The 20,770-nt window shown below is 52.8% G+C and carries 19 protein-coding genes; 14 read left to right on the top strand and 5 right to left on the bottom strand.

The genetic code is table 11. The features are described from left to right. Window positions 1-9: 9 nt before the first annotated feature. The 3 genes from O9H32_RS17775 to cysC are packed head-to-tail and all read left to right on the top strand — an operon-like array spanning window position 10 to window position 2,831. Window positions 10-1,386, top strand: coding sequence for an STM4012 family radical SAM protein (locus O9H32_RS17775; RefSeq protein WP_269867466.1), 1,377 nt, complete (start codon window positions 10-12; stop codon window positions 1,384-1,386). After that, entirely contained in the window at window positions 1,383-2,240 is an 858-nt protein-coding gene (locus tag O9H32_RS17770; RefSeq protein ID WP_269867465.1) for an STM4011 family radical SAM protein, read from the top strand. The genes O9H32_RS17775 and O9H32_RS17770 overlap by 4 nt, the downstream gene beginning before the upstream one ends. A gap of 15 nt (window positions 2,241-2,255) precedes the next feature. Then, window positions 2,256-2,831, top strand: a complete 576-nt coding sequence (cysC, locus tag O9H32_RS17765; protein WP_269867464.1) for an adenylyl-sulfate kinase — start codon at window positions 2,256-2,258, stop codon at window positions 2,829-2,831. On the opposite strand, the gene O9H32_RS17760 is transcribed toward cysC, so the two are convergent. Then, complete coding sequence (locus O9H32_RS17760; protein WP_269867463.1) at window positions 2,803-4,113, bottom strand: ABC transporter substrate-binding protein; 1,311 nt, start codon at window positions 4,111-4,113, stop codon at window positions 2,803-2,805. The genes cysC and O9H32_RS17760 overlap by 29 nt on opposite strands. Then, window positions 4,110-5,960, bottom strand: coding sequence for a GGDEF domain-containing protein (locus tag O9H32_RS17755; protein WP_269867462.1), 1,851 nt, complete (start codon window positions 5,958-5,960; stop codon window positions 4,110-4,112). Before O9H32_RS17755 ends, O9H32_RS17760 begins: the two co-directional genes overlap by 4 nt. A 390-nt stretch (window positions 5,961-6,350) precedes the next feature. Here O9H32_RS17755 and O9H32_RS17750 point away from each other — a divergent pair, with 390 nt between their 5' ends. The 7 genes from O9H32_RS17750 to O9H32_RS17720 all read left to right on the top strand — a co-directional run bounded on the left by O9H32_RS17750 (window position 6,351) and on the right by O9H32_RS17720 (window position 12,413). Further along, window positions 6,351-6,938 carry a TetR/AcrR family transcriptional regulator gene (locus tag O9H32_RS17750; RefSeq protein WP_269867461.1) on the top strand — a complete coding sequence of 196 codons (588 nt, stop codon included), beginning with the start codon at window positions 6,351-6,353 and terminating at the stop codon, window positions 6,936-6,938. A 58-nt stretch (window positions 6,939-6,996) separates the two neighbouring features. Further along, window positions 6,997-7,437, top strand: coding sequence for an SRPBCC family protein (locus tag O9H32_RS17745; protein WP_269867460.1), 441 nt, complete (start codon window positions 6,997-6,999; stop codon window positions 7,435-7,437). Between the two features lie 259 nt (window positions 7,438-7,696). Continuing rightward, window positions 7,697-8,830 carry an ABC transporter substrate-binding protein gene (locus O9H32_RS17740; protein WP_269867459.1) on the top strand — a complete coding sequence of 378 codons (1,134 nt, stop codon included), beginning with the start codon at window positions 7,697-7,699 and terminating at the stop codon, window positions 8,828-8,830. Window positions 8,831-8,902: 72 nt separating this feature from the next. Further along, entirely contained in the window at window positions 8,903-9,757 is an 855-nt protein-coding gene (locus tag O9H32_RS17735) for an ABC transporter permease (protein WP_269867458.1), read from the top strand. Further along, a complete protein-coding gene (locus tag O9H32_RS17730) occupies window positions 9,754-10,560 on the top strand; it encodes an ABC transporter permease (protein WP_269867457.1) in 807 nt (268 codons plus the stop codon). Before O9H32_RS17735 ends, O9H32_RS17730 begins: the two co-directional genes overlap by 4 nt. After that, window positions 10,557-11,603 (top strand): ABC transporter ATP-binding protein, encoded by a 1,047-nt coding sequence (locus O9H32_RS17725; RefSeq protein ID WP_269867456.1) that lies wholly within the window; start codon window positions 10,557-10,559, stop codon window positions 11,601-11,603. Before O9H32_RS17730 ends, O9H32_RS17725 begins: the two co-directional genes overlap by 4 nt. Next, window positions 11,604-12,413 carry a DeoR/GlpR family DNA-binding transcription regulator gene (locus tag O9H32_RS17720; RefSeq protein WP_269867455.1) on the top strand — a complete coding sequence of 270 codons (810 nt, stop codon included), beginning with the start codon at window positions 11,604-11,606 and terminating at the stop codon, window positions 12,411-12,413. 217 nt (window positions 12,414-12,630) lie between these two features. Here O9H32_RS17720 and O9H32_RS17715 read toward each other — a convergent pair whose 3' ends face one another. Continuing rightward, window positions 12,631-13,464 (bottom strand): YheC/YheD family endospore coat-associated protein, encoded by an 834-nt coding sequence (locus O9H32_RS17715; RefSeq protein ID WP_269867454.1) that lies wholly within the window; start codon window positions 13,462-13,464, stop codon window positions 12,631-12,633. Between the two features lie 228 nt (window positions 13,465-13,692). On the opposite strand from O9H32_RS17715, the gene O9H32_RS17710 reads away from it, so the two are divergent. The 3 genes from O9H32_RS17710 to O9H32_RS17700 are packed head-to-tail and all read left to right on the top strand — an operon-like array spanning window position 13,693 to window position 16,897. After that, window positions 13,693-14,922, top strand: coding sequence for a phenylacetate--CoA ligase family protein (locus O9H32_RS17710; RefSeq protein ID WP_269867453.1), 1,230 nt, complete (start codon window positions 13,693-13,695; stop codon window positions 14,920-14,922). Then, the gene (gene sbnA / locus O9H32_RS17705) at window positions 14,915-15,913 is read left to right on the top strand and encodes a 2,3-diaminopropionate biosynthesis protein SbnA (RefSeq protein WP_269867452.1); all 999 of its coding nucleotides are present in this window, start codon (window positions 14,915-14,917) and stop codon (window positions 15,911-15,913) included. The genes O9H32_RS17710 and sbnA overlap by 8 nt, the downstream gene beginning before the upstream one ends. 3 nt (window positions 15,914-15,916) lie before the next feature. Further along, complete coding sequence (locus O9H32_RS17700) at window positions 15,917-16,897, top strand: 2,3-diaminopropionate biosynthesis protein SbnB (RefSeq protein WP_269867451.1); 981 nt, start codon at window positions 15,917-15,919, stop codon at window positions 16,895-16,897. Between the two features lie 593 nt (window positions 16,898-17,490). On the opposite strand, the gene O9H32_RS17695 is transcribed toward O9H32_RS17700, so the two are convergent. Next, a complete protein-coding gene (locus O9H32_RS17695; protein ID WP_269867450.1) occupies window positions 17,491-18,213 on the bottom strand; it encodes a YheC/YheD family protein in 723 nt (240 codons plus the stop codon). Window positions 18,214-18,375: 162 nt separating this feature from the next. Here O9H32_RS17695 and O9H32_RS17690 point away from each other — a divergent pair, with 162 nt between their 5' ends. Next, entirely contained in the window at window positions 18,376-18,903 is a 528-nt protein-coding gene (locus O9H32_RS17690; RefSeq protein WP_269867449.1) for a DUF5412 domain-containing protein, read from the top strand. Window positions 18,904-18,997: 94 nt separating this feature from the next. Here O9H32_RS17690 and O9H32_RS17685 read toward each other — a convergent pair whose 3' ends face one another. Then, complete coding sequence (locus O9H32_RS17685) at window positions 18,998-20,638, bottom strand: alpha-amylase family glycosyl hydrolase (protein WP_269867448.1); 1,641 nt, start codon at window positions 20,636-20,638, stop codon at window positions 18,998-19,000. Window positions 20,639-20,770 lie beyond the last annotated feature (132 nt).

Here is a 20,770-nt window from a genome sequence, read left to right as displayed (position 1 = left end):
AGATCAATTATGAGCCATACGGTCCACCCTACTGATTTGGACATCATCCAGAACCCGGAAGCTCTGCGCAGCTGGAAGGATAACCTGACACTAGATCCTTACCGGTCTTATCTGTACTCTTATCCGCACAAAACTTCCTATCGAGAACTCGAGACGAGGCTGCCGCTTTCCGATCTGTGGAGCCAGGAATTGGCAGATACGTTCTTTTTATATATGCATATCCCGTTTTGCGGGGCCCGCTGCGGCTTCTGCAATCTATTCACATTGCCTGACAAGAGAGCCGATGTGCATGCCCAGTATGTGGATGCCTTGGAAAGACAAGCTGCACAATGGGCGCCGTTCCTTCAGAATAAGCCGGTTGCCCGATTCGCGATCGGAGGCGGAACGCCGACTTTGCTCGAACCCCGCCAGCTTGACCGGTTGTTTCATATTGCCCAGCATGTCATAGGCGTGGATCCGCTTCAAGCTTCCATCTCGGTAGAGACATCTCCCGAGACGGTAACCTCCGAACGCCTGGCCATTCTAAAGAGCAGGCAGGTGGACCGGGTCAGCATGGGCATCCAAAGCTTCATCGAGTCGGAAGCGGAAGCGATCTATCGTCCGCAGAAGCCGCAGGAAGTCGAAAGAGCTCTGGAACAGCTCAAGCAGTACCAATTTCCGATCCTTAATTTGGATTTGATCTACGGCCTTCCCGGTCAAACCCTTGATACATGGATGTATTCGCTGGATAAAGCGCTGTCCTATGAGCCGGAGGAGATCTTTATTTATCCGCTGTACACCCGCGAGCACACGATTGTAAAGCCGGAGCAGATCAGGCAGAGCGGCGAGGATCAGAGGGTAAGGTTCTACCGCGCGGCGCGGGAACGTATGCTTGCGCACGGGTATACCCAGTACTCGATGCGGAGGTTCGCCAAAGCGGAAGCGGGTTCGGCGAAGCCATTGCTTCCTTATGGCTGTCAGGAGGAAGGGATGGTCGGACTCGGCTGCGGTGCGCGATCCTACACAAGATCGGTCCATTATTCCTCGCGATACAGCGTAGGGCGTTCAGCCACAGCAAGCATCATAGCCGACTACGTGGCTGCAGCCGATTACACCCATGCCGATTACGGCATTGTGCTGAGCAAGGATGACCAACAGCGCCGCTTCATCCTGAAAGCGCTGCTTCATACGGAAGGCTTGGTGTTGAGCAGCTATGCGGAGAGGTTCGGAGCGTCCGTTCTCGCCGATTATCCCGAGTTGAATCTGCTTCTGCATACGGACCTTGCTGCTGTAGAGCAAGAGGTACTGCGGCTGACGGAAGAAGGGCTTATGTACTCCGACGCCATCGGAGATTGGTTCATCTCCCCGGATATCCGGGCGCGCATGGAAAGCTGTGTGCTCTCATGAAAGCGACGATTTATTTCCGCGGGAGCTTAAGCTCGTGCAATTACGACTGCCCGTACTGTCCTTTTAGCAAGAACACGGATAGCCAGGAGACATTGGCGAAGGACCGGCTGCAGGTGCAGACCTTTGTCGACTGGGTTAGGAATCAAGAGGACAGCGGACATCAGCTGTCCGTGTTCTTCAACCCTTATGGCGAAGGGCTTACGCATCGTTGGTACAGGGAGGCCTTGGCTCAGCTGTCGCATATGCACCACGTGGATAAAGTCGCTATCCAAACCAACTTATCCGCTAATCTCGATTGGACGAGCGAGTTGAACCCGGTAACAGCTGCATTCTGGGTTACCTACCATCCCGGGCAGACGGAGGAAGAGCGATTCTTACGGCAATGCGGCAAACTCTACGAACAAAAAATCCACTTCAGTGTAGGTTGTGTCGGTGTCAAGAGCGCGTTCCACTCCATTTCTTCCCTAAGGAAGGCATTGCCTGAAGATGTGTATATGTGGGTGAACGCCTACAAAGATAAACGGGATTATTATTCTGCCGAGGATACAGCGTTTTTGAGCCGTATAGACCCCTATTTTGTACATAATGCCAAGGATTACGACAGTCTGGGCAAGCCGTGCCGTGCCGGACACCATGTGTTTTATGTCCAAGGAGACGGGCGCGTCAAGCGCTGCTATAAGGATCGGCAAGTGATCGGCAATCTGTATAAACATGGGCTGGAAGGCATCTCAAAAGAAAGCCCGTGCCGGATGAAGCAATGTGATTGTTATATAGGCTATATCCACATGGAGGGGCAGCCGTTCGAGCGTATTTACGGAGACCGCCTACTTGAGAGGATCGCTATGTTATCGTAGAGGAGGACAGAGCCATTGGTCGGGAAGGCAATATGGTTAACAGGACTTCCAAGCTCTGGTAAAACAACGACGGCCATAGCTCTGACAGCGGCTCTCCAGGAAAGAGGCGCTAGAGTCGAATGCTTGGACGGCGATGAGCTTAGACGCGAGGTAGGACGAGAGCTTGGGTTCGGCAAAGAAGACCGGCTCGAGAATATTCGCCGAGCCGTCTATATTAGCAAGCTGCTGAACCGCAATGGGGTGACGACGATCATCTCTATGATCGCGCCCTATGCGGAAATGCGGAACTATGCACGGGCAGAGCTGGAGTCCTACGTTGAAGTGTATGTGCATTGTCCACTAGAAGAATGTGTACGCCGAGATGTGAAAGGCTTATATGCAAAAGCGAGAAAAGGGGAGATCGCAGCGTTTACCGGTATTTCCGATGTCTACGAACCGCCGGCGCATCCGGAAATCACGATCGATACGCTTACGGACAGTGTGGAGTCGAATGTGCGCCGGATTATGGACTTCTTCTACAAAGACAAGAAGTTCATGGCCGGTCATCCTCATCTTCCTAATGTTACTGTTCAGAATGCCAATCCGAGCTAAACTCCCGGAGCTGTTCCAGTGGGACAGCCAGTACATCCAAGACGTCGTTTTTTGCGCTTTCAAGCATTTCCTCGGGCGGTATGTTCTGATCAATCGCCATCTCCATTGACGTTCTCCAGCGGTCGAACGCCTTCGGGTCCAAGGGAGTTGGAATCGTCGTAACGGGCTGTGAAAGTGTGAGCTTCAGATAGAGCTGTTTCGAGAGCTGACCGCCGAGAAACGGTGAGGGGCTGGTGGAATTATCCCAGTTCAGGCTTCCGGAATATCTCCGGAGATAGTCAAGAAACTTTGCAGCGGCTGCTTTGTTCCTGCTCTGTGCCGTAACCGCAATGGAATTGCTCGAAACCAGGTCAATGCTTGATCCCCCGAGCGGGAGACGCGTGACGCGCCAGAGGCCGGCCTGTTCAGGGAGCCACTCCGCCAGTTGATTCTCGCCCCAGTCCGGCATCATAACGGCCGCGAGCCTGCCCTCCTTGAGCATCGCATGACCTTCAGGCAACCATATGGATGTGTTGGCTATATAGGCTTTGGTCCGGAAGGACACCGACGCGGCATTACGGTACATGGCCGACATTCGCTGGAACTCGAACGAAGGGCTGAACATATAATTCCCGGTGCTCAGTACGGTAATAAAATCATGGTTCCACTGAATGGTTGAGATCCCGTTCTCGCTGAGTGAAGATACGAGATTGACCACATGATCCGGCTCCTCAAGGAATGCGGCAAGCTGGTCCGGTTCTGACGGAAATCCGGCCCGTTCGAACAGGTCGGCCCGGTAGAACAGAACGTTGGGGTGCGTCTGGAAAGGGACGGCGATGAGGCGTTTACTGTCGAGCGACCGGTGGATGTTCCATAGGTACTCTCCCATCTGCTCCCTATATTCGGCGAGCGGGAGCGGACTGTCCGACAGATCGGCGAGCTCTTCAATCCCATTGAACGATCCCAGCATCCCGTGCGTCAATACGAGCAGATCCGGCGCACTGCCGGAAGCCAGCGCCTCGCGGTATCGCTCCGTAATCCGCGTGCTGCCTGCCAGACTGACCACTTCTATGTCAATATTCGGATTGCTGGATTGGAAATCGCGGATTTCGGTTTCCAGCATGGGATCCGGCATCCATATCTTCAGCTTGACTGGACCTCGGGCGTCTTCCGCTGCTGTCCATTCTGAAGCTGCCTTGTCGGACTTCCCGCCCTCCGGTGGCGCCGTGCCGCCCCTCTTTGCATGCCAGCCGGCAGCGATGAGCAGTGCGGCAACCAGAATACTATGAATGACTGCTTTCATGGCGGCGCTTCTCCTTCCTCTATGGGATGATCCGGGTCCGCTGTCATTCGGACGCGGCCTCGGCCCGATACCTTCGCCTGATACATAGCTGTGTCCGCGCTTCTGACCAGGCTGTCCGCATCGGGCCCATGGTCCGGATAAACGGCGAGCCCTGCACTGAAAGAGATGGGCACATGGTGGCCGTCCAGCAGCACGCTGCCCTCGGCGAGCATGCGCTGGACGCCGTCCGCCCACTGCTTCAGGTCATCTGGCAGCGGTTCGCTGAGTACGATAACGAATTCGTCACCGGCCAAGCGGAAAACCTTGACACCATCGGAGCTGAAGCGTCCGAGCCGCGCCCCGAATTCCCGAAGAAAAGTGTCACCGGCCTCGTGACCGTATGTATCGTTGATCGACTTGAACCGGTCGAGATCGATAAACAGACAGGCGGCACGGCCGCCCCCCTGCTGAGCCCCCCGGATGACGGAAGGGAGATAGATCGAGAAGCTATGACGGTTGGCGAGCCCTGTGAGCGTATCGAAGTCGACAAGAATACGCAGCTTTTCTTCACTTTCATTGATGTCATGAAACATCCGGGACAGCTCCCGGGACATCTCCGCAATATTGTTACTAAGCATGCTCACCTCGTGAATCCGGCTTTGCTTCCACGCAAAGAGAGACTCCGTTCTGATCTTGCGGGGGAGATCCGTCGAGAAGTCGGCGAGCTCGGACAGCGAATGAGAGAACCGGCGGGTCGCCCACAGCGCAAGCAGTGCGGACACGAGAATCAAGGCGAATGCGAGGATGAGGCTCTTGATAAACATAGCAAACACGGACTGCTGAAAAGGAGCGATCGGCAGGGCAGCGATCAGCTTATACGGCAGCCTCTCCAGTGTATATGAGGCTGCGAATTTGCCGCCTTCCCACCTGGATATCGTATTGTAGTCCGGTACGTCTCCGGGCATCCAGAGCTGCAGCCCATGAGGGAGGGGCTTGATCTCACCTCCGCTCCGCCAATCATATGCCCCGGATAACTGCTGAACGGACCGTTCATTAGCGGCAATGACCCTGTTCTCCTCGTCGACAAGGGTGAGCTTTATATCCGACTGCAGCGTCAGGTTAGCGAACAGCGTATGAAGCGCCGCCTTTTGAAGGGTGGAATGCACCTTGAGATCGTGAAGATCCTGTTCGGACATCGCATTGATATTTCGGTTCAAATGAAAGGCCATGGACTCAAATTGTCCGGCTGTCGAGGCCAGCACTTCCCGGTAAGTAAAATGGCCGCTCTGGTATAGGAAGATGCTAAGCGGGGTAACCAGCAGGATGACGCACAGCTGGAACCATATCCGTTGGATACGCCATACAGGGCGGTCTGTCTGCATCTCCAGCCGCCGCAGGCGGGGAATATAGTCTGCCGCAATATCGCCGATAACGACGTTCAACAGACCGCTGCCCGCCTGGAAAAGCAATACGAGCATCCAGAATTTCGGCTCCCCGTTCGTAACCCAAAAGTAGCCGGCCCCGTGAAGCAGCAGGCCGAGTGTGGACCAATAGAGCAGGGCGCCGCCGGCAAGCGGGAACCCGAACCGGAGGACCAGTGCGTGAACCGCCATAATTTCCAGCGGAAACAGTGCCAGCAGGGGAGTATGTCCCCAAAGAAAGATGCCGCTTGCGGCTCCGGTAAGAGATACGGCGAACGCTGCGCTGTATGAATGCCTGCGATAGGCAAACCACGCAGCGGCATGGATGAAATAGAGTTCGATCCCGTACAGAAAGGACAACGGATAAATGGCCGCGGCCATGCCGAGGAAGGTCAGTATAAGCGGCATCCTTAATGACGGGAGGGACAGTTCGCGGATGATATTCAAGTGGCCGCCTCCATCCATGGGCAGTAATAGCCCGCATAGTTAAAAAATATGATGATTTAATATTCGACCGTTTCCTCTGTCTTTGGATTCATGATTTTCAAAATTTACCTGCCTTTATTATGGCTATCTTTCCCATTATGTATCCCTAATTCTACGAGCGTCGCCCCTCTAGTACATTCGTCGAAACCGATACTGAAGAAAGTGAACGGAGTCAAATCGGCGATCGGAAGATGTGCGCTACGGGAAGCAGGTTTTCGTGTGCCAGCTTCCGATTAAAGCCCGCACGGGGCCATTGACAAATATAACAAAAATGGATATTATAAACATATTATGTGTTAGTTATCACTAACTATCATAGTGTCGTTCTACCCGTGCTTGGAAGGTGATGATTTGGAAGACAAGAAGACATTGGATAATAAAAGCCGGTTGATGCTGGCTGCCATTGACTTAATGGCTGAGAAAGGATACAAAGGCGTATCGACTAAGGAAATCGCCTCAGCGGCGGGCGTCAGCGAGATGACATTGTTTCGCAACTTCGGCAGCAAATTCAATTTGCTGGAGAAAGCCGTTGACCGTTATCATTATTCGATTGAAATGACCCGAATCTTTAACGAGAATGTCGCTTGGGATCTGAGGAAGGACCTGCTTACAATTAGCCGGATGTATCATGAAATTATGGACCGTAACCGTAAGTTGTTCCTCATCGTCTTACGCGACGACGAATTGATCGAGATCCGCGAGAAGGCACAGAAGCATCCGCGTAAAATGCTGGAGCTGTTAACGAAATATTTTAATGACATGCAAAGCAGGAATCAAATGATCCTCACGGATGCGGAAACACAGGCGATTACGTTTATGTGGATGAATTACGGGGCCTTCATGACACAGCTATTCGGTGCGTCCACGATTACGAAGGTAACCCTGCCAGCATTTATAGAGTCGAGTATCGAGCTGTTCGTGCGGGGGGTACGTCCCTAAATATGGATTTGTATGATAGATAGTGAGTGCTAACCAACATACTGAGAGTAGGGATACGATGAAAAGCAGATTGTCCACATCGAACAAGGTTGTCGGTCTAACGGCTTCCGTGGGCTTTCAAGTAGGGGTTCGAAGAACGCTGCTGCTCTCGCCAGAGCAGGCATGGACGTATCTGACCTCAGCAGAAGGGTTGAAGCTGTGGATCGGTACCGTATCGCCCTTGTCCTTTCGCGAGGGGGAAGCCTTTCATTCCGAGGAAGGCATTTCCGGCCAATTCCGGGTCGTCAAACCGTACCGGCAGCTCCGCTTAAGATGGAAGAAGAGGGAGTGGGAAGAGCCGTCCACTCTGCAAATTCGGCTGCTGTCCAATCAACCGGACAAAACGACGATCAGTTTCCACCAGGAACATCTTGATCATCCGGTTACGCGGGAGCAGATGAAGCTGCTCTGGGAAGACGTGTTGAGCGCTATTCGGGATCAGTTTGAGGAATCACGTTGAGCAAATTCTATTCTTTAAGCACACGTATAAAGCAGCTATCGCTCCCAGTGATAGCTGCTTTTCCAGTTCACATCAATCATTCAAACAATGTTTTGATGCCGAATAGCACTCATTCTGATGACGTCAGGAGGTAGGCTTTACTTAAACTTCAAATGAATCTCAATCAGCGATAATAAATGGGGCATATGATGAACTTAGACAACAAACTACAGAAACTCACAACAAACCACAAAAGTAAAAAATCGGAGGTAGCAAGAGAATGAAACGCAGAGCAATTAGCCTTATGGTCGTACCTGCGCTGCTCAGTGTGCTTACCGCATGCGGCGCGACGGATTCGAAGACGGCGGGCACAACGGCCGCGCCTGCAGCATCGGTGACCCCCGCAGCTGCGGAGGACGCGAACAAGACGATGACGCTGGACCAAATTACCGAGAAGGCCAAGCAGGAAGGCAAGGTCGTGAGCGTGGGCATGCCTGACACCTGGGCCAATTGGAAAGACACTTGGAACGAGCTCTCAACCAAGCATGGGATTCAGCATACCGATACCGACATGTCGAGCGTCGAAGAGATTGCGAAGTTCGAAGCGGAGAAGGACAAGCCTACGGCGGATATCGGCGACGTGGGAATGGCCTTCACATCGGTAGCCGTCGAGAAGGGTGTAGTTCAACCGTACAAGCCCAGCACTTGGGACAAAATCCCGGAATGGGCGAAGGACAAAGACGGCAACTGGGTTGTCGGCTATCAAGGTACCATTGCGATTATGACGAATACGAAGCTGGTCAAGAATCCACCGAAGAGCTTCGACGATATTCTAAAAGGCGATTACAAAGTAGCCATCGGTGATGTGGCCAAAGCATCCCAGGCACAGACGGCTATATTGGCAGCTGCGATGGCTTTTGGCGGCGACGAGAAGAACATTCAGCCAGGCATCGACTTCTTCGAGAAGCTGTCCAAACAGAAGCGCATTTCCTTATCGGAAGTAAAAGTGGCGAACTTCGAGAAGGGGGAAGTCGAGGTTGCCCTCGTATGGGATTTCAATGCACTCGGCTACAAAGACCAGTTGAAATCGAATGATTACGATATCGTCATCCCCAAAGAGGCCAGCGTTATTGGGGGCTATGCGACCATTATCAACAAATACGCTCCGCATCCGAACGCTGCGAAGCTGACAAGAGAATACATACTTAGCGATGCCGGTCAAATTAACCTCGCCAAAGGCTTTGCCCGCCCGATCCGCGACGATGTCAAGCTTCCTGACGATGTAGCCAGCAAGATGATCCCTATCGATCAGTATAAGAATGCCAGGCCGATCAAAGACTTCAAAGCTTGGGACGCCGCCTCGAAAGCGATCCCTCAGATGTGGGAAGAAAAAGTATTGGTGAACTTAAATTAATGTAAGCCAACCGGCAGTTACCTTCTTTCGCAAGAAGAAGGTAGCTGTTTTTTCTAAGGAGCTGTGCCGTTCATGAATCATCGACAAATAAGTCCAATCACAATGGTTATCGCGCTTCTACCACTCTTGTTACTCATTCTTTTGTTCGAGCTGCTCCCGACAGCCGCGATGATCCTGAACAGCTTTCGGACGGACGACGGCACTGCCTTCACCTTGCAGCAGTATGTTACGGCAACCACGAATCCGTTCTATGTAAAGGCGATTACGAACAGCCTCTTGATCTCGTTCTACTCCAGTACGGTCGGCATTGCCGCTTCCTTGCTGTTGGCCTACGCTATTGCGAGGTCGTCTGACACGACAAGGAACACCGTTCTTACGATTTCGAATATGACCTCTAACTTCGCCGGACTGCCGCTGGCGTTCGCGTATATTATTTTGCTGGGCAATAACGGGGTCATTACCATTCTGCTGAAAACTTGGGGCTGGTCCGTATTCGAAGGGTTCGATCTCTACTCGTGGACGGGGCTGGCGCTGGTCTACGTCTATTTTCAACTGCCGCTAGGCGCGCTGCTGTTATATCCCTCCTTCTATGGCATCCGCGAGCAGTGGAAGGAAGCCGCTTCCCTGCTGGGAGCCGGTCGTTTGTCGTTCTGGCGGCGAATTGCACTCCCGATTCTGCTTCCGGGCATTGCCGGAACCTTCACAATCTTGTTCGCCAATGCGATGGGCGCCTATGCGACGGCTTACGCACTGGTTGGAGGGAATTATAATTTGCTTGCGATCCGCATCGGCGCTCTGGTTGCCGGCAATGTCGTAACCAGGCCAGCTTTAGGCTGTGCCCTTGCTGTGCTGCTCGGGGCCATGATGGTGCTTGCGATGTGGGCGAACGAGAGGTTCATGCGCCGGGTAAGGAGGGACCTGCAATGAAGAGCAGCCGAAGATGGCCGCACATCATTTTAGTTATCGCGATCATCTATTTATTCATACCGCTCCTCGCGACATTGCTTTATTCGATCTCGGGGCAATGGCAGACGACCGTGCTGCCCGAGACGTGGACCCTTCATTGGTATGTCGATTTGGTTCATGATGCCCGGTTCGGACAAGCGCTGCTGCGCACAATCTGGATCTGCATTGCCAGTATAGCGGTATGCCTGCTTGTTATGCTGCCTGCGGTGTTCGTCATCACGGTGTACGCCCCCCGCTGGGAGCGCCTGCTGCAAATGCTCGTTCTCCTTCCTTATGCGGTACCCGGGGTCGTCGCCGCCGTCGGATTAATCAAGCTGTATTCCTCGGGGCCCATCGCCATCTCGGGTACGGTCTGGATCCTCCTGGGCTCTTATTTTGTGGCGATTCTCCCGTACATGTATCAGGGGATCCGCAACAGTCTGCGCACCGTGAACTCCGTGGAGCTCATGGAGGCGGCTGAACTGCTTGGGGCGAATACCGCGACCGCCTTCCGGCGTATTATTCTACCTGCGATCCTGCCCGGTGTCAGTGTATCGGCCCTGCTGTCCCTGTCGGTGCTGTTCGGGGAATTCGTACTTGCGAATCTGTTGATCGGAGGCCAATTCGAGACTATTCAAATTTACTTGTACCGCCGTCTGAACGAGAGCGGCCACTTGGCCAGCGCTGTCGTTATGGCATACTTTCTAATCATTTTGCTCCTGTCCGTGCTATGGATTCGCCTTAGTAAGCGACTGTTCGGAGCCAGCGGAGGGAACATCTCGTGAGCTATTTACGTTTAGAGGGCATTTCACATACATTCAAAACAGCGACAGTCCTGCATGAACTGCATCTCCATGTGGAGCAAGGGGAGCTGCTAACGCTGCTTGGAGCTAGCGGCTGCGGCAAAAGTACGCTGCTCCGATGTATATCCGGCCTGCTGCCGATGGAGCGGGGGGAAATCTATCTGGACCAGCGGCGCATCACCTCGCTGATGCCTAAGCAGCGCGAGGTCGGCATGGTGTTTCAATCGTATGCCCTTTTTCCCAATATGACCGTCTATGATAACATTGCGTTCGGACTGATCATGAAAAGAAAATCAAAAGCGGACATTCAGCGCCGGGTGGAAGAGATGGTGCGGATCGTCGGGCTGGAGGATAAGATGAGGTCGTATCCGTATGAGCTGTCCGGCGGCCAGCAGCAGAGGGTCGCGCTCGCCAGGTCTCTGGCGGTCGAGCCTAAGCTCATGCTGATGGATGAACCCTTCAGCGCGCTGGATGCCCAAATCCGGAAGCAGGTGCGGTCCGAATTTCGCCGGATTCAGAGGGAGCTTGGGATGACGACGATTTTCGTAACGCATGATCAGGAAGAAGCGCTGACCCTCTCGGACCGCGTCTGCATCATGAGCAAGGGGCGTATCGTGCAGATCGGCTCTCCAGAGCAGGTCTACACCCATCCACAGAACGAATTCGTTGCCCGTTTCATCGGACATTATAATATCCTGACCCCAGCGCAGCTGCATTCCTGGCAGGGCGGGGAAGCGAAGAGGGGCAGCCAATCGCTGGCCATCCGTCCCGAAGCGATTCGAATTTCTCCTGCGGCGGCCGAGGAGACTACATCCCGCCTAGATGCTGATCTGCACACAGCGGGCCGCATTGAGGAGCTGGCTGTACTTGGCAATATTATTCGATACACCGTACAGGTGAACGGTACTCCCGTCACCGTGGATACCTTAAACGGGAGCCAGAGAACATGGCTGAAGACAGGCACCGCCGTCCATCTTGGGATGCAATGGGCGGATTGTCAGCCGCTGGAATCGGGTGAGGCGTAAGTGTCCCTCCTAGCGGAAGAGCGGAAGCAGTATATCCTAGACTGGCTGGAGAGGGAAGGAAAAGCGATGGTCGTCGGGCTCGCGGCGCAATTGGAGGTCTCCACAGAGACGGTGCGGCGCGATATGGCCGCGCTGGAGAAGGAAGGGAAGCTCAAGCGGGTATACGGCGGAGCGGTCAAGCCGACCTTCCACAACAGGGAAGCCCCTTATGAGCAGAGACAAAAGGTCCACCAGGCGGGTAAAGAAGCCATCGGCCGGGCTGCGGCGGAGCTTGTTCAAGACGGCAGCACCATTGCCATTGATGCAGGGACGACCCCGCTTGAACTGGCCAAAGCGATCCGGGGGAAAATGAGGCTGACTGTGCTCACGAACAGTCTGTCGGTCGCGGCTTGCCTGCTGGAGCTGGCAGGGCAGGAACGATTTTCGGGCAAAGTGATTCTGCTTGGAGGCGAACTAAAGCCGGAGCAGCAGGCGGTCAACGGTCCGATCTGTGAACAGATGGCCCGGCAGTTCCGTGTCGACCAAGCGTTCTTGTCCATTGGCGGGATTTCCCTTACCCATGGCGTCACCGACTTCGATCCGAGCGAAGCTTCCATGTCACGCACTTTCGCCGAAATCGCGCAGGAGGTCATTGTCTTGGCCGACCATTCCAAGCTTGGCATCAGTACGTTTGCCTATATTATGCCGCTGGAGAAGGTCGATGTGATTGTCACGGATGCTCCTTGCCCTGCAGATTGGACGAGCGAGCTGGGCACAAAACATGTTCAGTGGGTGCGGGCGATGGATGAAGAAGGGGATAACGGGTGCTGAATCGACGCAACGGTCATCGCACCGACAGTGTTCACCTTGAAATCACTTATTTAGAAGACAATAACCTCCCTTGCCCTATCGGCAGAAGGGAGGTTATCTTCACTCTGAAACGCCTGGTTATCCCAGGCGTTTTCTTATATTTCATTAGACAGCAGGCTGGTGTAAAGAGCGGGAGCCGTTCCTGCAGCTAGTAGAGACGGCGGAAGCGCCGCTGTGTTTAAGGTGATTTTCGCAGGGGCCGTTTGGCTGGGTTGGACGCACAGCATCTAGGAGCTCTCTTGGCTTTGGAGCATACCAAATTGTACTGCCTTCCGTAAGCCTTGGCGTATGCAATCATTTTACGGATACTGTCTTTATTGTCCAGCTTGGTGAACGGACAAGGATCGGGACGGGTATTCACTTCCAGGATCCATGGCGCCAAGTTGCGGTCAATTGCGATATCCAGTCCTAACTCATTCATGGCAGGGTATATCCGGCTGAACTCAGCTGCGGTCCGCCGTGCCAAGCGGTCCATCTGTTGAAGGAGCCCGGCCGCTCTTTTCGTTCCCGCCTTCGGTCTCAGCAGATCGCGGGCAGGGTATATGGTGCCTCCCTGGCTCCCGTTGGTCACCACTTTATGAGGATGGGCGACACGGCCGACGATACCGGTAGACTCCCATGCGCCGGATGGGTTCTTTTGGATCATCACGCGGAAGTCGAATGGGCGTCCCTCGTATGCCAACAGGGAAATTCCTTTTTGAATAAGATAAGGCCTGCTTCCGATCCGACGCTGCAAGGATTGGAACATGTCCTCAAACGCAGTGAAGGAACAGGATTGTACGCCGCTTTGGTATAGGAAAGCCCGCCCCCGCTTCTCCACCCGCATAACCCCAATGCCCAGTGAACCCCTATCCGGCTTCAAGTACAACATTCCATACCGTGCCAACATAGCCAGCAGGCGGCTGCGGGTAAGCCGGTAAGTGGCGGGTACATAGCTAGATAACTCCGGGCTTTGAAGCAGGAGCTGCGTTTTAACCCACTTGCTCGAAACAGCCTTCCGGTTGCTTATCATCTGTTTGGCCTCATTTCCGAATATTATGTTCCTACATGATATGAAACATCTATATATAGGTGTATGTACGTTATCATCCCTAGGCCATTGACGTAATCCGGAGGAACGCCCAGCAGCAGAGCCGCATAAGGTATAAAGCAAAGCGGCAGATGCAAGATCAACGGCTTCGCCGTCCTATATACATTCTTATTCTTGAACGGAATTCCATGATGAGGGGAAACGATGGGAATGCGTCATTCTTTACACTTAGAACAAACGATCGACCGAATGGCGCCCTACGTGCCGTGGTACCAATCATGGATTCGATCACAGCTCGAGCGCGAGGCAGGGGTTACGGCAGGGGAAGAATTGCCGTTGGTGACGGCTTCCGTGCTGGAGGCCCATTATTATGTGGCGGACCATCCGCTGGCACTGCGCAGCGATATCCACCGTTACCAGACGTCCGGCACAAGCTCCGGCTTGCGGAAGTCCATTTATTACTCCCGTTCAGACGAAGAGAACTATCTGCGTATTAAGCTTGACGTGTACCGGACGATCTTGGGGCCCTATGACTGCCGGACCGCCTTAGCCGATATGGGAACGGGACATGCTGAAGCGACGGCGGTGGAAGTATTCCGCCGCTTGGGAATGAACGCCGAATCCATATCCTTCCGGCTGCCGATTCAGCAGCATCTGGAGCGGTTGGCATGCTTGAAGCCTGAGGTACTGTATACCATGCCATCCATTCTAAATCGGATTCTTCTGGAATCTCCCGACCCGGCGGCCTACGGAATTCGCCATGTCATTCTGGTCGGGGAAATGGCTTCACCGGCCTGGCTCAGCCAGGCGGCACAGCGGCTCGGTATAGGCACAGAGGGGATCACCGATACGTATGGCTCGATTGAGATCGGTACGATTGCCTACTATTCGCATGAACATGGACGGTACCTGTTCGCAGAGGGAATCGAAGCCGAAGGGCTGCAGCCGGAAGAGATAGAAGAGGGGCTCGATCCGTTATCCGATGAGGGGGAACGGGTGCTTGTTCTGACGTCGACGGTGAGAGAAGCGTTCCCCGCTATACGTTATGTGACCTACGATGTGGTTCGGGATCTTCGCCCGATCCTGGTGGATGGCTCGCCAAGACAAAGCTTCCGGAGCATCGTGAAACGAATTGGCCCGGATCTGAAGCATGGCGAGAAAATCAGTATTTACGATATTGAAAATGTGGTATACCGTCACATAGCCAATGCGGGCGTTCGTGTCAAGGTCGCGGGGAACGCGATTATCGTGTACCTGTTCAGCCCCGATGCCTCCGAAACGGTGATAGAGCAAATCAGGTGCGATGTAGAGAATCACATTCCAGAAATCGGCATGATGATTCGGGCAGGAATCATCAACGGGATTCAGGTCCTAAGGGGCACTTATGAGGATACCTATCAAGCCGGGTCCATCAAGAACAAAAAAATATTTTATGAGTAAAGAAGTGATGGGGTTGAAGCTTGAAGAGGGGATCGCTGCAGCGATCGGCGGTACGCCGCTGATCCGGCTCGAGCGGCTGTTTGAAGATAAACCGTTCCAGGTCTACGGCAAGCTGGAATGGATGAATCCCGGAGGAAGCTCGAAAGACAGGCCTGCCCTGTATATGCTTCGCGAGGCGATACGACGCGGTGACATATCGAAAGACACCGTCGTGATCGAGTCCAGCTCGGGTAATCTAGCCATTTCCCTGGCTCAATTATGCTGTTATCTGGGACTTCGATTCATCTGTGTGGTAGACCCGCGTACGACAGAACAGCACAAGCAGATCATCCGGAGCTTCCACGGCGAAATCAGCCTGGTAACGAAACCGGATGAGGAGACAGGGGAATACTTGCCGGCGCGGATTCAGAGGGTACAGGAGCTGCTTCGCCAATGGCCGCAGGCCTATTGGACCAACCAATACGGGAACCCGGATAACTATTTGGCTCACGCGGAGACCACCATGCGGGAAATAGGGGAACAACTGGGGAATGTTGACTACTTATTTTGCGCTGCGAGCTCATGTGGAACGATTCGCGGCTGCATGGAATATATCCGAAGCCGGCAGTGGTCTACCCGGATTGTAGCTGTGGATGCGATAGGCAGCGTTATATTCGGCGGGGAGAAAGGCCCTCGCAAGCTCCCCGGCATGGGCGCCGGAATCACGCCCGGCCTGTACCGCCCAGACATAGCCGATGAAGTCGTACAGGTATCGGATGAAGAATGCGTGCGGGGCTGTCGTGATTTGGTCCGCCGGGAAGCGATCCTGGCCGGCGCCTCCTCCGGCGGTGTCCTATCCGCCGTACGCAGGTTGGCGGACAGCATCCCGGCGGGCTCGATCTGCGCAGTCATCCTTCCGGATCGCGGGGAACGGTACTTGGACACGGTATATAACGATGATTGGGTGCGGCGGGAGTTAGGTCTAGAGCCACGTTCCTCAGATGGAGGCTAGAGAATGATTTATTTACATGACCGCCATATTCTCGAGATCGGAATCGATTGGCCGATGTTAACCGGACTCATGGAGGAGACGGTAAGAATCAAGGCCGAAGGCGACTGTGTTCACCCGCTTAAGCCTTATCTGAGGTTCCGCGACCGGGCGAACCGGATTATCGCTATGCCTGCCTTTGTCGGCGGAAGCGTCGATATGGCAGGCATCAAGTGGATCGCAAGCTTTCCAAATAACAGACGGCTTGGTCTGCCCAGAGCCCATAATACGATGATCCTGAATGATCCTGCGACCGGGGAGCCTGCCGCTTTTATTCATAGCGGTTTGCTAAGCGCCATCCGTACAGCCGCCGTCAGCGGTTTAATGATGGAGGCTTTCCTGGCCGGGAGGCCATCGGCCAAGCTGCGGCGCGGCATTGTCGGATGCGGTCCTGTCGGACGGATGCATCTCGATATGTGCACCGCCCTATTTGGTGACAAACTGGAGCGAATTGCCTTGTATGACTTGTTACCCATCGATATGGATACCGTGCCTGAAGCTGCCCGGGCCAAGATAGAGATCGCTGACGATTGGCGGCAGGTTTACCGGAATTCGGATATCTTTATCACGTGCACCGTATCCGCCGAAAGATATATTGACGAGCCCCCAAGAAAAGGGGCACTTCTGCTCAATGTATCGCTGAGAGATTATAAGCCGGAAAGTGTAGCGAAGGTACCCGTGGTTGTGGTCGATGATTGGCAGGAGGTATGCCGGGAGAATACGGACATCGAGCGGCTGCATCTGCAGTACGGCTTGCTCCCGTCCGCTGTTCTGACGTTGGAGGATGTCATTTGTCATGATAAGCTGGATGCATGTAATGGGGAAGAGGCTGTGTTCTTCAACCCGATGGGCCTTGCCGTATTCGATATCAGTGCAGCCAAGTTCTATCTTCAGGAAGCATTGAGGCTTGGCAAGGGCATTCGTTTGGAGAAGGCGAATGAGAATTAATGTTCTGAGGAGAACAAAAAAGAGACGACCAGCCTTATGTTAGTGGCCGGTCGTCTTATCGTTCCCTACCTAGGAAAAGGCCCCACCTGGAATTTCACACGCGTCACTTGCGCCTGCGTCTCTTGGCGCTGACGACACGCGTCACCTGGAACTGGTTTACTCCTACCTGTATAATTGCAAACTGGCTGAAAGAAGTGCCGGAAGAAGTGTATGGCTGCGCTTGAATATTTCCACTTGGGGTTTTAACAGTTGCGCTGATTTTCGTCACTAAGCAGACTCCACGGCCCGAAGCTGTCCAAGTTTCGTCACGTTGAACACTATAATTGTCGTCGGAACAAAAGATAGATGCATATTCAACTTTCCCGGACGCATTAAATGACGTAGAGTTAAAGATCTGAACGGGTGGGTAAGCATTAGCTTTACAACCCCTGCATCCCATACCGGCTCCCTCCCTTCTTAACGACATAGTTCAGTTTATGACGTTGGAAAAGTTTTGGTAAGGTATAGATGTGGATAAGCTTATAAATGCACGTCCGTCCGGCATTCACGAAGGTTTGCACGCAAAAACAGCGAACCCGAAAAGGTCCGCTGTTTTAATGCTTTTGATACCATCGTATTCTGTAGTACATCGAGGAATCCTTCAATAGCCGAAAAGGGCGCAAATCCGGCCAATAATTGCCTTCGATGATCCAAATTCTCCGTTTCCTATCAATGCCGATGTCAAACCCGACCTGCCTAAGCTCGGGGAAATGCTCACCCAGGTGTCGAGCAGCCAACAGCGCGATCCGTTCAGCCTGGACGATCAAGCTTCGATCACCGAAGCGAGCTAATTTCAGAGCCAAAGGTACCGGAATGATGCCGCTGGGCACATTCGTGACGAGATAGCCCTTCGCCGCTACTTTTGCATATGAGCCAGTCACTTTCCAAGTGGACGAAGTGCCTTTTCTTCGCTGCACCATGATCCGAAGATCGAACGGATTGTGTTGAATTTGAGCAAGCTGCAGGCGCCGCTGGACAATATATCCACGTTTTCCGGTTTTTTTACCGATCCATTTAAGTAACAGCTTGTTATCTTTCATAGTGACCGTTTTCTTTTCGCTATGAATACGATAGGCGTTCGCTCCGTGTCGGGTAATAAACAGGATGTGCCGACCGAAGCTCCCGGCACGCGGCTTTAGGACGAGGCTTTGATATTGCTGCATCTGCTTTACCAACTCGTTAAGCTTGAGCAGCCGAGTTTCAGGCAGCCTCGAGGCGAGAGAGGATGCATCCTTTAGGATGCGATATTGCATCCATTTGTCTCGTTTGATCGACATTCGAATCACAATCCTTTATCCTACAGTTACTTGAAGATAAATGATTCTTCGATTCACCGGATCCATTTTCACATCGAGTATATTGAGTATACACAACCATTTATATTGTACGAATGCTTGTTCCGCTCAGGTGTATGCCTATTTTCGGCAAATTTTCCAATTATGAATCCATATTCACATCGAAGTGATCCAAAAGGCAAAAGAAACGGTTGCCGCGGGCAGCTGCTCTATTATGCGAACAAGGAAGGTGATCCGGTGACCGACATAGGATGGAACGATGACAAATCGAGTCAAGAAGCTAAAAAAATCAAACGAAACGTATTATTGGTTATTTTAGTTATAAGTTTATTTGTTTTATCGCTTCTCTCGTATGCCTTTTATTATTTTATTTACAGCACGAATCATTTGCCCCAAGGGGAGTTGATCTTGGAATCCCATTCGCCTGGTGGTACTTATATCATTAAGGCTTACCGAGTTAATGGCGGGGCAACAACGGGCTACGCCGTGCGGGCTGAGATGATTAAAAACAGTAATGGCAAGCTCGAGGGGCCCAAGAATATGTATTGGGAATACAGGGAGGATCGAGCCGAAATACAATGGCTGGACGAGGATACTGTGATAATAAATAATCGCACCTTACATTTACCCGGCGATTCCTTTGACTTCCGAAGGAAAGGAGTACAAGAATAGGGAAGAGCCTATAGGCTCTTCCCACAGCTTCCCGAGGGTAGCAGAAGGCCGCACGAACGGCCTTTTGGTATGAACGATCCGGTCGAACTCAGATTCAATGATGGGGCTCCAGCCGATAAATTTGCGTTTCGAATGGATCTAGGCTTATCCCGTCGCCGTCTTCAGAGATAGAATGGGTCCCCTTGCCGGTCCGATAAATCAATTCACCGTGAACGAGAAAAGGATTCCGTATCTCCGGTTCGATGTCCAACCGAGCAAGCAGGGGGTTCTCCGAAAAACTGACGATAACCAGAAACTGCTCTGTCTCAGAGCTCCTCACATAAGACAATACCTTATCTTCGGAAGCTGCGATAAACTCCAATTCACCGTTCCAAAAGGCTGCGGACCGGGTCCGGAGCTCGATGGGGAATCGGTAATGCTCGAACAGCTCCTGATCGAAATGACTCCAATCCAGTTGATATTCCTCGAATAAGGAAGTCCATGTATGTAAGCTTCGCTCATTAAACTCCTGGCCCATCATGATCATAGGAACACCGTCCATCGTCAGCAGAACGGACGCCGCCGCCTTGGACAAATGTTCTCCAAAGATTTCCCTTATTATTGTCTGCTCCTTCTCCTCCAGCCACCTCATGCGCAGGGCACCCTTGGGAAAGCTGTACTTATAGGAGTGATAGACTCGCGCAAAATCACTCTGACTTACCTTGTTTTCAGCCATATCCTGAATCAGGAGCCGCAAACTGCCATCGTAAGTCAAGTCACATGCGACCATGTGGTGATATTCGTCATAAGACTGGGAGATGAGAACGATGTCCTTCTTGATCCGGCTGAGCGCATGTCTGCTTTCCTCCAGAAAATCTACCGGTGTGATATCCGAATCGTCCAACCGGAACCCGTCAAAATCGAAATCGGCTGCCCAATGTGTCATGGCGTCGATCACGCTTTTTCTCATCTCGCTGTTATCAAAGTTCAAGCCCGCAAAGTAATCCCGGTTCGGAACCTCGTAATAGACTTCACCCTGACCATTGCGAGTGAAGTATTCAGGGTGGCTACCCGTCCATACATGGTCGACGCTTCCGCGATTCATGACCCAGTCCATGATCATTCTCATTCCCATTCCGTGTGCCTTACCGATTAGAGCCCTCAGATCCTCTGCTGTCCCGAAGCTCGCGTCAATGGAATAATAGTCTTGCACTGCGTAGGGGTCCCCATAGGTGCCCTGTCTTTTTTGCTTTCCGACTTGTTGAAACGGCATCATCCATAGGGTATTGACGCCAAGCTCCTGCAGGTATTCCAATTTCTCCATAAGCCCCTTGAATCCATGCTTGCCGAACGCTCTGAGGTGAAGCTCGTAGATGACTGATTTTTGGATCCATTCCGGACTCTGCACCGCAGTGAAGTTTTGATAGATATAGTTGGGCCGCTGTGCGGAAATGTCGGTTGTTCGGATCAGCACCTCTCCATCCTCCGTCACGGTAAAGGCCGAATTGTTCTGACCGTCTTCCGAAATATTGGGGTTGAGCGGATCCACGATCCATTCTTCTTCATTGATGACAATCTTGTAAAGATGTCTTCCTTTCGGCAGGCTCAGCTCCAGCTCCCAAGCCTTTCCTCCTATGTTCTGCATGTCACCGCGCAGATAATTCCAGCCGTTAAAGGTCCCCGCCACCGAAACGCGCCAAACCTTTGTATTGGCATAATAAACGAACTTCACCCCATGATTTCCCTTGGTTGGCACCTTTCCATCTCCTTCTCCTTGGGAAAACGGCTAAGGACTCATTCTGCGTACTTGCCTGCCCAGGTTTGTTCATAGTTTACCATAGCTTCTATTAAAATAACGGAAGTTTGTACGCAGGCTGTCGACTTCCGG

The organism is Paenibacillus caseinilyticus (assembly GCF_027533645.1).
Classification (GTDB): Bacteria; Bacillota; Bacilli; order Paenibacillales; family NBRC-103111; genus Paenibacillus_G; species Paenibacillus_G caseinilyticus.
This window is presented reverse-complemented; position numbering and strand designations above follow the sequence as displayed.

Coding starts and splice junctions, on each gene's coding strand:
- O9H32_RS17775 (WP_269867466.1), top strand. CDS start 10: ATGAGCCATACGGTCCACCCTACTGATTTGGACATCATCCAGAACCCG.
- O9H32_RS17770 (WP_269867465.1), top strand. CDS start 1,383: ATGAAAGCGACGATTTATTTCCGCGGGAGCTTAAGCTCGTGCAATTAC.
- O9H32_RS17760 (WP_269867463.1), bottom strand. CDS start 4,113: ATGAAAGCAGTCATTCATAGTATTCTGGTTGCCGCACTGCTCATCGCT.
- O9H32_RS17745 (WP_269867460.1), top strand. CDS start 6,997: ATGAAAAGCAGATTGTCCACATCGAACAAGGTTGTCGGTCTAACGGCT.
- O9H32_RS17740 (WP_269867459.1), top strand. CDS start 7,697: ATGAAACGCAGAGCAATTAGCCTTATGGTCGTACCTGCGCTGCTCAGT.
- O9H32_RS17735 (WP_269867458.1), top strand. CDS start 8,903: ATGAATCATCGACAAATAAGTCCAATCACAATGGTTATCGCGCTTCTA.
- O9H32_RS17730 (WP_269867457.1), top strand. CDS start 9,754: ATGAAGAGCAGCCGAAGATGGCCGCACATCATTTTAGTTATCGCGATC.
- O9H32_RS17715 (WP_269867454.1), bottom strand. CDS start 13,464: ATGATAAGCAACCGGAAGGCTGTTTCGAGCAAGTGGGTTAAAACGCAG.
- O9H32_RS17710 (WP_269867453.1), top strand. CDS start 13,693: ATGCGTCATTCTTTACACTTAGAACAAACGATCGACCGAATGGCGCCC.
- sbnA (WP_269867452.1), top strand. CDS start 14,915: ATGAGTAAAGAAGTGATGGGGTTGAAGCTTGAAGAGGGGATCGCTGCA.
- O9H32_RS17700 (WP_269867451.1), top strand. CDS start 15,917: ATGATTTATTTACATGACCGCCATATTCTCGAGATCGGAATCGATTGG.
- O9H32_RS17695 (WP_269867450.1), bottom strand. CDS start 18,213: ATGTCGATCAAACGAGACAAATGGATGCAATATCGCATCCTAAAGGAT.
- O9H32_RS17690 (WP_269867449.1), top strand. CDS start 18,376: ATGAATCCATATTCACATCGAAGTGATCCAAAAGGCAAAAGAAACGGT.